This window comes from Sulfitobacter sp. SBS6 (assembly GCF_048285585.1).
GTDB classification, from domain to species: domain Bacteria; phylum Pseudomonadota; class Alphaproteobacteria; order Rhodobacterales; family Rhodobacteraceae; genus Sulfitobacter; species Sulfitobacter pontiacus.
Map to the genome: position 1 here is coordinate 114023 of NZ_JBLWBA010000005.1, position 12995 is coordinate 127017.

Genomic DNA, 12995 nt, shown 5'->3' on the forward strand with positions numbered 1-12995 from the left:
TTGCAAGATGTGAGTCGGCGGGCACCCCCACTGGCGCGCAGCTTGAACCCATGGAACCGAGGGGCCAGCCCCTCGGGCTCCCCGGAGTTTACTGGCAAAATGAAGCGGGCCCTGAACGGCGGTCCGAGACAGGAGAAATGATGTTTGATGCGTTGATGGTGAATAAGGATGAGGACACCGGCAAGACCCATGCCGAGGTTACCCAGATCGACCTTGACCGTTTGCCCGAGGGGGATGTGACCGTTGCTGTCGAATATTCGACCGTGAACTACAAGGACGGGCTGTGCATCGGACCGGGTGGCGGCTTGGTACGCAAGTATCCCCATATTCCGGGTATCGATTTCGCAGGCACCGTGGAGGCATCGGACGATGATCGCTACAAACCCGGCGATAAGGTCGTGCTGACCGGCTGGCGTGTGGGCGAGGCGCATTGGGGCGGCTATGCGCAAAAGGCGCGTGTGAAGGCCGACTGGCTGGTGCCGCTGCCCGAGGGGCTGGATACCCGCCAAGCCATGGCCGTGGGCACGGCGGGCTTTACCGCGATGCTGTCTGTCATGGCGCTGGAGGATCACGGGATGGTGCCAGGCAACGGGCCGGTGCTGGTGACGGGTGCCGCCGGTGGCGTGGGGTCCGTCGCGGTCGCCATCCTTGCTGCATTGGGTCACGAGGTCGCCGGTGTGACGGGCCGCCCGGATACGGCGGATTATCTGAAATCGCTCGGTGCCACGCAGATCGTCGCGCGGGAAGAGCTGAACGAAACCGTTAAACGTCCGCTGGAATCCGAAACCTGGGCCGGTTGTATTGATGCCGTCGGCGGCGAGATGCTGGCGCGGGTCCTGGGGCAGATGAAATACGGCGGTTCGGTCGCAGCTGTCGGGCTTGCGGGCGGGGCAGGGTTGCCGGCCACGGTGATCCCCTTCCTGCTGCGCGGTGTGAACCTGCTGGGGATCGATTCCGTCATGCAACCCTATGACAACCGTCTGCGCGCATGGCAGCGGATCGGGAAAGACCTGCCGCTGTCCAAGCTTGAGGATATGGTCGTGCCTGCAACGCTGAGCGATCTGCCCAAGCTGGGGGCAGACATCCTGAACGGTCAGGTGCGGGGTCGTGTTGTGGTTGATGTGAACGGCTAAACCACCGGCGCTACGGCTACGATTTGTCTGGCGGCGGCCCCTTGGGGTCGCCGTTTGGCGTATTTAGGGACTGGTACGGCCTTGACCTTGCGAGGGCAGCACTAGCTTTGCATCACCTTAACGCAAAGTGTGACATGTCCGACAAAAGCCCCATCCTTCTTTGGTATCGCCGCGATCTGCGGCTTAGCGATCATCCGGCCCTATCTGCCGCTGCAAACGCGGGGCGGCCCGTGATACCCGTCTTTATCAAGGACAAAAGTGTCGACGCCCTTGGCGCGGCACCGAAATGGCGTCTGGGGTTGGGGATCGGGGCGCTGGCGGACAGTCTTGAGGGGGTGTCGAGCAGGCTGATCTTGCGTGAAGGCGATGCACTTGAGGTATTACAGGCTCTGATCAAGGAGACGGGCGCGGGTGCCGTCTATTGGTCGCGGCTTTATGATCCGGACAGCGTGCAACGCGACAGCAAGATCAAAGAGACCCTGTGTAACGACGGGATAGAGCCGAAATCCTTTGGGGGGCACGTCATGTTCGAACCCTGGACGGTCAAGACCAAGGCGGGCGACTGCTATAAGGTCTACACGCCGTTCTGGAACAACGTCAAATCCCGCGATGTTGAGCCCCCGCTGGCCGCGCCTTCAGACCTGCCCGCGCCGGAAAGCTGGCCCGACAGTGATGCGCTGGACGGGTGGGGCTTGGGGGCTGCGATGGACCGTGGTGCCGATGTGGTGCGCCGGTTTGTCTGTCTGGGCGAAAAAGCCGCGCAGTCGCGGCTGGGGGCCTTCATGGCGCATGGGGTGGCCGACTATAAGCAGAGCCGTGACATTCCCGGCACCGATGGCACGTCGAACCTGTCCGAGAACCTGTCGCTGGGTGAGATCACCCCGCATCAATGCTGGCACGCCGCACAGCGCGCGCTGCACGACGGCAAACAGGGGGCGGAGACCTTTCTGAAAGAGCTGGTGTGGCGCGAGTTTGCCTATCACTTAATGCATCACACGCCACGGATGCTGACCGATAACTGGCGCGAGGAATGGGATGCCTTCCCCTGGAACGAGGATGAACGCCGTGCCGAGGTAAAAGCCTGGAAGCAGGGTCGCACGGGCGAACCCTTTGTCGATGCCGCTATGCGCGAGCTCTATGTCACCGGCCGCATGCATAACCGGGGCCGCATGATCGTCGCGAGCTATCTGACGAAACATCTGATGTGTCACTGGCGCATCGGGCAGAAGTGGTTTGAACATTGCCTGATCGACTGGGACCCCGCGAGCAATGCGATGGGGTGGCAATGGGCGGCGGGGTCGGGGCCGGATGCGTCTCCGTATTTCCGCGTGTTCAACCCCGAGACACAGCTGGATAAATTTGATAAGAATAGAGACTACGCCAGTCGCTGGATCGCCGAAGGGCGCGCCAATCCGCATAAGGACGCGCTTGCATTCTTTGATGTGATCCCGCGCAGTTGGCCCTTGTCGGCGGATGATGATTATCCCGAAAAGATCATCGCGCTGGACGAAGGGCGCGAACGGGCCCTTGAAACCTATAAGGGGCGAAACTTTTAACCTTTATGAAACGTGGATCTCCCACGTAACACCCATAAACCAATAAGATACGCGTCCAAGCGCATACAGGAGAGCGAATGATTTTGACCAGCACCGAGGGGCAGACTGCCCTTCCACGATATTTCTCGCGTGTTTTTGCGATGGCGCAGGAAATGCAAAACGGGCAGGTCGACTTTGTTTTGCCCGACGGGCGGTGCTTTCGCGCAACCGGAAAGAACCCGCTGCCCATTGCGGAAATCCGTATCCATAACAATGACTTGTTCGCGCGTCTTATCAGGGAGGGTGATCTTGGTTTCAGCGATGCCTACCTTGACGAATGGTGGAGCACACCGGACCTGCAGGCCTTTATGGACGTGGCCCATGCGAATGAGGATATCTACGATTCATTCCCCGGCATGGGGTTGATCCGCAAATTTGAATCCCTGCGCTTCTGGTTGCAGCGCAACAGCAAGAAGCAAGCGCGTAAGAACATCAGCTATCACTATGATTTGGGGAATGATTTCTACAAATTGTGGCTTGATGACACGATGACCTATTCAAGCGCGCTTTTCGAGGACGGCTTTCAACAATCGCTAGAGGCGGCGCAGACTGCGAAATATGCCTCTATGGTGGATCAGATGGGGGTCTCGGCTGGGGACCATGTGCTGGAAATCGGCTGCGGCTGGGGCGGTTTCGCTGAATATGCAGCGAAGGAACGCGGGCTCAAGGTGACGTGCCTCACGATCAGCAAAGAGCAGTTTAACTACGCCAAAGAACGTATTGAAAACGCGGGCTTGGCAGATGTTGTTGAATTCAAACTTCAAGATTACCGTGACGAGCGTGGCACCTACGATGGTATTGCCAGCATCGAGATGTTCGAAGCCGTTGGGGAACAGTATTGGCCGTCGTATTTCAATACGTTGCACGCCTGTCTTAAACCTGGATGTCAAGCGACCTTGCAAATCATCACCGTGCCGGATCGTCGCTGGAAGGTTTACAAGCGAGGCGTTGATTTCATTCAGAAATATATCTTTCCGGGGGGTATGCTGCCAAGCCCTACGGTGTTGAAGCAACAGGTTGAGAATGCCGGACTAGCCGTTGAAAAGTCTATCGAATTTGGAAAAAGTTATGACGTCACGCTGCGCCGCTGGCATACGACTTTCAATGAGAAGTGGGAAGAGATCGCGCGCATGGGCTTTGACGAACGCTTCAAGCGGATGTGGGATTTCTACCTCACCTCTTGCGCGTCTACCTTTGACAGCGGCAATTGCGATGTGACACAGATTACCGTGAAGCGTCCGGCCTGAGGGCGCATTGCTTGTAGTCTAAGGAAATCCCGATGCCGACCGCTGCCCGCCTGACAGCCGCTTTCTGCCTGGCGCTGATGGGCTTTGCCCTTTCGCGCATGATCATGCCCCTGATGCCTGAATCCACCCAGTTCGGGTATTTCATTCCCACCAATATTGCCCTCGGGCTCGCGGTCGGGTGGCGGGTCATGGGGGCACGTGCGGGCGGTGGCGTTTCCGAAGGGATCACCATCGGGCTGACCGGTGCCGTGGTTCTGGTGTTCTGGGGGCTGTTCATCCAGGCAGGCCGCGAGATGATCGAGAACGCGATGATGCACCGCTATGGCGGTGTCGGAGAGGCGCTGGTGGGCATGATTGGTATCGGTGCCGAATACTTCCTGATTATGGCAACGGTGCCGATCATCGCGGTCGTGTTGATTGGCGGTGCCGTCAGTGGCGTGATCACAAACCTTATCGACAGCAAGTTCCCTTAAGCCGATGACAGATCTTTTCCTCTATGGGTCGTTGCGGCATGTGCCGCTGCTTGAAATTGTGATGGCGCGCGCGGCGGACCGGCTTGACATCTCGCCGGACCGTTTGCCGGATCACATCGCTTTGTCCGTGGTCGAGGGGCCGTTCCCCTGCATCGTGCCGGCACCGGGCCAATCTGCCGAAGGGGTGTTGCTGCGCGGGCTGGGGCAGAACGATCTGGACCGCTTGAATTTCTACGAGGGCAGCTTTGCCTACGACCTGCAAGAAATCACGTTGGAAAGCGGCGAAAAGGCTTTGGGCTATTTCGCGCGGCCCGATCAATGGACGACACGTGACCCGTGGTCGCTGACGCAGTGGCAGGCAGACTGGGGTGCGCTCAGCTGCTTTGCCGCGCGCGAGGTGATGGATTATTTCGGCGTCTATACTGCCGACCGCGTGGCGCAGATGTTCCCGATGATCCGGTCACGGGCAGCGGCGCAGGTGAATGCGCTTCGGTCGAAACACGGGGCAGGGACGCTGGACGGCAAGGTCCGGATCGACCGGATTGACCGCGCCTATACCAATTATTTCGCGCTGAACGAATATCACCTCGCGCACGAGCGTTTCGACGGCACGATGACCGATGTGCTGGAGCGTGCGGTCTTCGTGGCGACCGATGCCGCGTTGGTGCTGCCCTATGATCCGGTGCGGGATCGGGTGATGCTGGTAGAGCAGCTGCGCATGGGGCCGGTGGCGCGGGGGGATCGCGCGCAGTGGCAGCTTGAACCCATCGCGGGCCGTGTTGATCCGGGCGAAAGCCCCGAAGACGCCGCGCACCGCGAAGCGCAGGAAGAAGCGGGTCTGACCCTGCGCAAGCTTGAAAAAATCGCGGAAGTCTATGCCTCTCCGGGGGATTCTACGGAATTTTTCTATATCTATCTGGGCCTTGCCGATTTGCCCGATGATAGCACCGGCGTGAACGGGCTTGAGGCCGAAAACGAGGATATCCGGTCCCATCTCATCGGCTTTGATGCGCTGATGACCATGGTGGACCAGCTTGAAGCTGCCAATGCGCCGCTGGTGATTGCCGCTTACTGGCTTGCGCGGCATCGGGAACGCTTGAGGTTGGAAGCGCCCGCCGCTACACCGGATGTAACTTGATTTAGGAGCATCCCATGCACGTCGCATCTGATCTGGCGCAGGCCATTGGCAACACCCCTCTTATTCGTCTGCGCAAGGCGAGCGAGGAAACCGGCTGCGAGATATACGGCAAGGCAGAATTCATGAACCCCGGCCAGTCGGTCAAGGACCGTGCCGCGCTGTTCATCATTCAGGATGCCATCGCCAAGGGCACGCTGAAACCCGGCGGCACGATTGTCGAAGGCACGGCAGGGAACACCGGTATCGGGCTGGCACTTGTCGGCGCATCGATGGGGTTCAAAACCGTGATCGTCATTCCTGAAACGCAAAGTCAGGAAAAGAAAGACATGCTGCGCCTTGCCGGGGCCGAACTGGTGCAGGTGCCCGCGGCACCCTACCGCAACCCCAACAACTTTGTGCGCTACTCGGAACGGCTCGCCAATGAACTGGCGCGCACCACGAACGAAGGTGTGATCTGGGCCAACCAGTTCGACAACGTCGCCAACCGTCAGGCGCATATCGAAACCACCGGCCCCGAGATCTGGGAGCAGACCGGCGGCAAGGTGGACGGATTCTGCTGTGCGGTGGGATCTGGCGGCACACTGGCCGGTATCGGCATGGCGTTGCAGCCCAAAGGCGTGAAAATCGCGATTGCCGACCCGGACGGGGCCGCGCTGCATAACTATTACACCAAGGGCGAACTGGTCGCCGAAGGCGGATCAATCGCTGAAGGTATCGGTCAGGTCCGCATTACCAAGAACCTCGAAGGGTTCACGCCCGATTTCAGTTACAACGTCTCGGACGCAGAGGCGCTGCCCTATGTCTTTGACCTGCTGCAACACGAAGGGCTTTGCCTTGGGGCGTCGTCGGGTGTGAACGTCGCCGGTGCGGTGCGTCTGGCCAAGGATATGGGGCCGGGGCATACAATCGTGACGATCCTGTGCGACTTTGGCACGCGCTATCAGTCGAAACTGTTCAACCCCGACTTCCTGCGCGAAAAGGATCTGCCCGTGCCCGCTTGGCTGGACCGCGCCCCACAATCCATTCCCGGCGTCTTCGAAGACCAATGATCGCGACGCTCAGGGGGCTTCTGGCCTGCGGTCTTCTGGCGCTTTGCCTGACGACCGCGGCTTTCGCGCAGACCGACGTCGAAGAAACGGCGGAGCAATGGGATAGTGTTGCGGTCAAGGCGGAACAATCGGTTGAAGAGGCCGACACACCGACTTCCGAACTCGACAGCCTGCGCGGGCGTATCGTCAACTACCGGTCCGAGTTCGAGGCCGCGCGCACGCTGAACGCTGAACGTATCGCTGCGCTGCGCGACCAGCTTGCCGCCTTGGGCACAGCGCCCGAGGGCGAAAATGCCGAACCCGAAGCGCCAGAGGTGGCCAAGACCCGCGCCGACATCAACCAGCAGCTGAACACCCTGCTGGCGCCCGTTCAGATCGCAGAGCGCGAGTTTCTGCGCGCAGACGGGCTGGTGCGCGAGATCGACAAGATCATTCGCGAACGCCAGACCGAACGGCTGTTACGCACCACGCCTTCGCCGCTGAACCCCGTCTATTGGGGGCCCGCGCTGGTCGAGATGCAGGATGCCTTTGCCGCTTTCTGGCAGGAAAGTGCTGAACAGGATACGGACAGCGCGCTGAATACGTTGGAAAACAACCTGCCGACCGTTTTCTTCGCAGGTATTGCCGGCTTGCTCTTGCTGTTCCGCGGCCGTGTCTGGGCGATGAAGATTGCGCATACCCTGCGCGTGCATCAGGCGCGCGGCATGGGGATCTGGCGCTTTGTCGTCTCCCTGTTGCGCATCCTGTTCCCGCTGGTGGGGCTTTACCTGCTGACCATCGCGGCACGGCAATCGGGTTTTCTGGGCACACGCGCGACACAGGTCGTTGAATTGCTGCCGCTGATTGGCCTGCTTATCTTCGGGTTCCGCTGGGTGTCCGAACGGGTCTTTGCCCGCGAAGAAGACGAAGCGCTTTTGCCGCTGTCTGCACAGCAACGTAAATCCGCACGGCTCTACGTGAACGCGATCACCTTCGTGATGATCCTGTCTATCGTGGCGCTGACGGTGCTTGAAATCGGCAACCCCAGCTTGGCGACACGCGCGGTGGTGCAATTCCCGCTGGCGGTGCTGACCAGCCTCGCGCTGTTCCAGATCGGTCGTATCCTGCGCAGCTACCGTGAACCCGAAGAGGATACGCCAGACGCGGATGGCATGACCAAAGCATCGTCCCATGCGCGGGTTGTACGCGGTGCCGGGCTGGGGGCTATTGCGGTCTCTGTGGTGGCACCGCTGCTGTATGCCTTTGGCTATCAAGATCTGTCGGATGCGATCCTGCGCCCCTATGTGACGACACTGGCTGTGCTGGGGCTAGTCATGGCGCTGCAACGCTTTTCTGCGGATGTCTATGGCGCGATCACGGGGCAGGGCATTGCCGCACGCGAAGCGCTGATGCCACTGTTCTTCGGTCTGATCTTGCTGTTACTGGCGATGCCCGTGCTTGCGCTGGTCTGGGGCGCACGGGTCGCTGACCTGACCGAGTTATGGGCCGCATTCTCGCGCGGGTTCACCATCGGGGAAAGCCAGATCTCGCCGTCGAACCTGCTGGCCTTCGCGGTTATCTTTGCGATCGGTTATCTGCTCACGCGGCTGCTGCAAGGGGCGCTGCGCAGCAATGTCCTGCCCAAGACCAAGATCGACATCGGCGGGCAGAACGCGCTGCTGTCGGGGCTGGGCTATGTCGGGATCTTTCTTGCGGCGCTGGCCGCGATCACGGGGGCAGGCATTGACCTTAGCTCTCTTGCCATCGTTGCCGGTGCGCTGTCGGTTGGTATCGGTTTCGGTCTGCAGAACATCGTGAGCAACTTCGTCTCGGGGATCATCCTGCTGATCGAACGCCCCATTTCCGAAGGCGACTGGATCGAGGTCGGTGGCAAGTCCGGCTATGTGCGCGATATTTCGGTACGGTCCACGCGGATCGAAACCTTTGACCGCACCGACGTCATTGTCCCGAACGCCGATCTTGTCAGCGGTACGGTAACCAACTTTACCCGTGGCAATACCGTGGGGCGGGTCATTATCTCGGTCGGGGTGGCCTATGGCACCGATACCCGCCGTGTCGAGGCGATCCTGCGCGAGATCGCGGAGGACCAGCCGCTGGTGCTTGCGAACCCCGCGCCGAATGTGCTGCTGGTGCGTTTCGGGGCCGACGCGCTGGAGTTCGAGATCCGTGCCTTCCTGCGGGACGTGAATTGGATGATGTCGGTCAAAAGCGATATCAACCACGCCATCGTCGAACGCTTTGCCGCCGAAAACATCGAGGTGCCCTTTCCCCAGCGGGACGTATGGCTGCGCACCCGCGCCGGCGAAAAACCCTCTAAGCAGGATGGAGAGGACAGTTGAACGAGCCGATCTACCTCACCGACGCCTATGCCCGCGACAGTGCCGCCAAAGTCATCGCCATCACCGACGAGGGCGGGATCGTGCTGGACCGGACGGTGTTCTATCCCACAGGCGGCGGGCAACCGGGGGACAGCGGTTGGCTGAACTGGGACAAGCAGCGCATGCCGATCGCGACAACGGTCAAGGGGCTGGACGGGTCCATCATTCTGGTTCCGGCCGAGCCCGAGGAAATCCCCCAGCCGGGCACCCATGTCACGCAGAAGCTGGATTGGGACCGCCGGCACCGGCATATGCGGGTGCACAGCCTGCTGCATCTGTTGTCCGTGGTCGTGCCGTTCCCCGTGGTGGGGGGGCAAATCTCGGCCACGCATGGGCGGCTCGACTTTGACCTTGCCGATGCGCCAGAGGATCGCGACGGCATCGAGGACGCGCTGGCGTCCTATATCGCGCAGGATTTGCCGATCACGGATCACTGGATTACCCAAGCGGAATTGCAAGCCGCGCCTGAGTTGGTCAAGACGTTATCCGTCGCACCACCGGTCACGGCGGCCAACGTACGTCTGGTGCAAATCGGAGAGAGTGACGCATGGATCGACCTGCAGCCTTGCGGTGGTACCCACGTTGCCCGCACCGGAGAGATTGGCGCGGTACGCCTTGGCAAGATTGAGAAAAAGGGGCGTGGCACCCGTCGGATCTACGTCCATCTCGACAGCTGAACGGCGCATTGAAATCTTGTTGAATTTCGCGCGTTTTACCCCTTGCACCCCGCCTGCAGGTCACGTTAAACACCCCCTCAATGGACAGGTGGCCGAGTGGTCGAAGGCGCACGCCTGGAAAGTGTGTAGGCGGGAGACCGTCTCCAGGGTTCGAATCCCTGTCTGTCCGCCATATCCCCCTTACGATATATTCCGCCTGTACGGTGATCGGTTCCGACGCCCCGAACGGGTCGCCAGATGCCCGTTGGTTCGGGCGGGTCGATGACGGGTTACCTGAGCCTTTTCGCGGTCGCCTTTCTTGCAGCGACGATTCTACCGATGCAATCCGAAGCGTTGCTGGTCGGGCTAATGATCCATGGTCAGCACGGGGTTCTGGGGTTGCTGGCGGTTGCCACGGTGGGCAATGTCTTGGGGTCGGTGGTGAATTGGGGGCTGGGGCATGCGGTGCTGCGGTTCCAGCACAAGCGCTGGTTTCCTGCGTCCCCGTCGCAAATGGCGCGGGCCGAGATGTGGTACGCGCGCTATGGTCGCTGGTCGCTGCTGGTCAGCTGGTTTCCGGTTGTCGGCGATGCGCTGACTGTCACCGCAGGGGTGCTAAGAGAGCCGCTGTGGTCCTTCGTCGCAATCGTCGGCATCGGCAAGGCATTGCGCTATGGCGTGCTGGCTTGGGTAACGCTCGTGTGGATCGGCTGAGCGAAAGAGATCGAATAGCGCGTCGTCTTAAAACGAAAAAAGCGCCCGAGGGCGCTTTGTTTCCGTGGTCGTGCTCTGGTGCTTAGCCGCCCCAGTTACGCACCTGACCGCAATCCATATGCACGAAGTTAGAGCCGGAATAGCGACCGACGCCGCCACCGTTACAGGCAATCGCCGCACGTGCCATCTGGTTCACCGAACGCGATGCCAGACGCAGATCAGCCGCCTGACCACGCATATGGAGGGAGTTCTTGGCCACACCGCGCGATCTGGAACGCAGCATCGCGTTGGTCTGCGGGCTGCGGTAGCCGGATAGAAGCATATAGGGCTCGGACACATCCAGAAGGTTATGCGACGCGGCCATGATGTCCACGGTGCGCAGGTCCATCGACTTGACGCCATCTGTACGCCAGTCACGCATGAAATAGTTCAGCTCGGATACGGCATCTTTGATGTAGTTGCCTTCGATCCAATAGATCATGTCGATGCGTTCGCCGGTCCGGCCGGAATACATCTTGATGCGACGAATATCGCCGGCCCCACGCAAAAATCCTGCTGCGTTTGCGAAGGTCGGTGCCGCTGCCACGGCCGTCGCTGCGAATGCGCCCAATACGGAGCGCCGGGTCATGCCCGAAGTGCTCTTACCAGTCATTGATTGTATGTCCCGTCTTCTGCCTTTGGTTCCATGATGTTACACGGAGTTTTCCATCGATCCCCAGATGCAACAATTTATGGCATAGCGCGATTCTTGAACCAAGTGCTGAATCGAAAAGGTTCCATCCATCAACAAATTTAGGCGAATTTTTGCGCAACCCTTAGTTGGTTGTTCATTTTTGCCACAGGGGCGATGCCGATAAGCATCAATTTATCCTTAGTTTTCAGTTCACGGGCATTGTTATTGGACAAGAGCATAGGGTTCCCTGCCTATCTAGGAAATCCAAAGCTCACCGATTTCGGGGGAATCAATGACTCGTATTTTAAGCATTCAATCGCGGAAATTTCGCCGCATGGCCGGTTTTCTGGGGGCTGCTGCCACAGCTCTGACACTCTTTACCGCGCCGCAACCCGCTTTTGCGCAGGTGACCGCGTTCAAACAGGCCGTTGCCGAAGCCGCCGCGCGGGATGAGGATATCGCCGCCTACTACCGGACCCACGGCTATGCACCGATCTGGACCGAAGCGACAGAGACACAGCGCGCCCGACGTGCCGCTCTTATGTCAGCGATCCGCGCGGCTGATTTGCACGGGCTGCCCGTCGCACGCTATGACCCTCAAGGGCTGATGGAAAAGCTCAAAAACGCGCAGACCCCGCGGGATCGCGGGCTGGCCGAGGTCGAGATGACGCGCGTTTTCCTGCAATACGCCCGTGATCTGCAAACCGGTGTGCTGGTGCCGTCGCGCATTGATCCGTCCATCGTGCGCGAAGTGCCATACCGCGACCGCCAGACCTATATCACCGATTTCATTTCTTCCGATCCCACGCCGTTCCTGCGTAATCTGCGCCCGCGGACGATGGAGTATAACGCCCTGATGCGTGAAAAGCTGCGGATGGAGCATTTGCTGACCCAAGGCGGTTGGGGCCCCGCGGTGCCTGCATCCTCGCTCAAGCCCGGGGCGCAAGGCACGCAAGTGGTCGCGCTGCGCAACCGGTTGATGTCGATGGGGTATCTGAAGCGGTCCAACGTGATGACCTATGACGCCACTTTGCAAGAGGCGGTGCGCAGCTTTCAAAAAGATCACGGGCTGAATGAGGACGGCGTCGCTGGCTCCGGCACCATGGCCGAGATCAACAAGAGCGTCGAGACGCGGCTGCAATCCGTCATCGTCGCAATGGAGCGTGAACGCTGGTTGAACAAGGAACGCGGCGCACGTCACGTGCTGGTCAATATCCCCGCCTTCACCGCGTCCGTTGTCGACAACGGGCAGGTCACCTTCGAGACACGCTCGGTCGTGGGGGCGAACCAATCGGACCGTCTGACGCCTGAATTCTCGGATGTGATGGAATATATCGTCATCAACCCGACGTGGACGGTGCCGCGGTCGATCGTGACCAAGGAATATCTGCCGTCGATGCAGCGCAACCCCAATGCAGCGGGTCATATTGATCTGATCGATAATCGTGGCCGGATCATCAGCCGTGGGTCGGTGAACTTTAGCCGCTATACAGCGCGTACCTTCCCATATGGCATGCGCCAAAAGCCGGGACGGACAAATGCGCTTGGGTTGGTGAAGTTCATTTTCCCCAACAAATACAACATTTACCTGCACGACACGCCCTCCAAGAGCCTGTTTGACCGCGACGTTCGTGCCTTTAGCCACGGCTGCGTGCGGCTCGCCGATCCGTTTGATTTCGCCTATACGCTGCTGGCCCCGCAAGCGGCTGATCCTGTCGCCTATTTCAAACGGCAACTGGCCACAGGCCGCGAGACTTTCGTCCATCTGGATACCGAAGTGCCGGTCCACATCATCTACCGCACCGCCTTCACCACACCGCGCGGCCATACGCAGTATCGCGCCGATATCTATGGTCGCGACGGCCGTATCTGGGATGCGCTGAGCAAGGCGGGGGTGGCATTGGGCGCGGTTCAGGGTTAACTCGTCCCTGATAAGGGG

The 12995-nt window shown here is 59.9% G+C and carries 11 protein-coding genes and 1 tRNA gene; 11 read left to right on the top strand and 1 reads right to left on the bottom strand.

What is annotated here, in order from left to right; translation table 11 throughout:
- Nucleotides 1–140: 140 nt before the first annotated feature.
- The 10 genes from acuI (at nucleotide 141) to ACNQ62_RS03985 (ending at nucleotide 10383) form a co-directional block, all read left to right on the top strand.
- Nucleotides 141–1133: an acryloyl-CoA reductase gene (acuI, locus tag ACNQ62_RS03940; protein ID WP_418094257.1), complete on the top strand. Its 993-nt coding sequence runs from the start codon at nucleotides 141–143 to the stop codon at nucleotides 1131–1133.
- A gap of 134 nt (nucleotides 1134–1267) precedes the next feature.
- Nucleotides 1268–2689 (top strand): cryptochrome/photolyase family protein, encoded by a 1422-nt coding sequence (locus ACNQ62_RS03945; RefSeq protein ID WP_418094258.1) that lies wholly within the window; start codon nucleotides 1268–1270, stop codon nucleotides 2687–2689.
- Between the two features lie 77 nt (nucleotides 2690–2766).
- Complete coding sequence (locus ACNQ62_RS03950) at nucleotides 2767–3975, top strand: class I SAM-dependent methyltransferase (protein ID WP_407473660.1); 1209 nt, start codon at nucleotides 2767–2769, stop codon at nucleotides 3973–3975.
- Between the two features lie 32 nt (nucleotides 3976–4007).
- On the top strand, nucleotides 4008–4448 hold the full coding sequence (locus ACNQ62_RS03955) for a TrgA family protein (RefSeq protein WP_005853664.1): 441 nt from the start codon (nucleotides 4008–4010) through the stop codon (nucleotides 4446–4448).
- A gap of 4 nt (nucleotides 4449–4452) precedes the next feature.
- The gene (locus ACNQ62_RS03960; RefSeq protein ID WP_418094259.1) at nucleotides 4453–5586 is read left to right on the top strand and encodes an NUDIX domain-containing protein; all 1134 of its coding nucleotides are present in this window, start codon (nucleotides 4453–4455) and stop codon (nucleotides 5584–5586) included.
- Nucleotides 5587–5600: 14 nt separating this feature from the next.
- Nucleotides 5601–6635: a cysteine synthase A gene (locus ACNQ62_RS03965; protein WP_005853660.1), complete on the top strand. Its 1035-nt coding sequence runs from the start codon at nucleotides 5601–5603 to the stop codon at nucleotides 6633–6635.
- Nucleotides 6632–8974 carry a DUF3772 domain-containing protein gene (locus ACNQ62_RS03970; RefSeq protein WP_418094260.1) on the top strand — a complete coding sequence of 781 codons (2343 nt, stop codon included), beginning with the start codon at nucleotides 6632–6634 and terminating at the stop codon, nucleotides 8972–8974. Before ACNQ62_RS03965 ends, ACNQ62_RS03970 begins: the two co-directional genes overlap by 4 nt.
- Entirely contained in the window at nucleotides 8971–9690 is a 720-nt protein-coding gene (locus ACNQ62_RS03975) for an alanine--tRNA ligase-related protein (RefSeq protein ID WP_168592051.1), read from the top strand. The genes ACNQ62_RS03970 and ACNQ62_RS03975 overlap by 4 nt, the downstream gene beginning before the upstream one ends.
- 82 nt (nucleotides 9691–9772) lie before the next feature.
- Nucleotides 9773–9862: transfer RNA gene (locus ACNQ62_RS03980), tRNA-Ser, on the top strand.
- Between the two features lie 65 nt (nucleotides 9863–9927).
- Nucleotides 9928–10383, top strand: a complete 456-nt coding sequence (locus ACNQ62_RS03985; protein WP_235208527.1) for a YqaA family protein — start codon at nucleotides 9928–9930, stop codon at nucleotides 10381–10383.
- Between the two features lie 82 nt (nucleotides 10384–10465).
- On the opposite strand, the gene ACNQ62_RS03990 is transcribed toward ACNQ62_RS03985, so the two are convergent.
- A complete protein-coding gene (locus ACNQ62_RS03990; protein WP_005853653.1) occupies nucleotides 10466–11011 on the bottom strand; it encodes a YcbK family protein in 546 nt (181 codons plus the stop codon).
- A 379-nt stretch (nucleotides 11012–11390) separates the two neighbouring features.
- On the opposite strand from ACNQ62_RS03990, the gene ACNQ62_RS03995 reads away from it, so the two are divergent.
- Nucleotides 11391–12977 (top strand): L,D-transpeptidase family protein, encoded by a 1587-nt coding sequence (locus tag ACNQ62_RS03995; RefSeq protein ID WP_005853649.1) that lies wholly within the window; start codon nucleotides 11391–11393, stop codon nucleotides 12975–12977.
- Nucleotides 12978–12995: the final 18 nt, after the last annotated feature.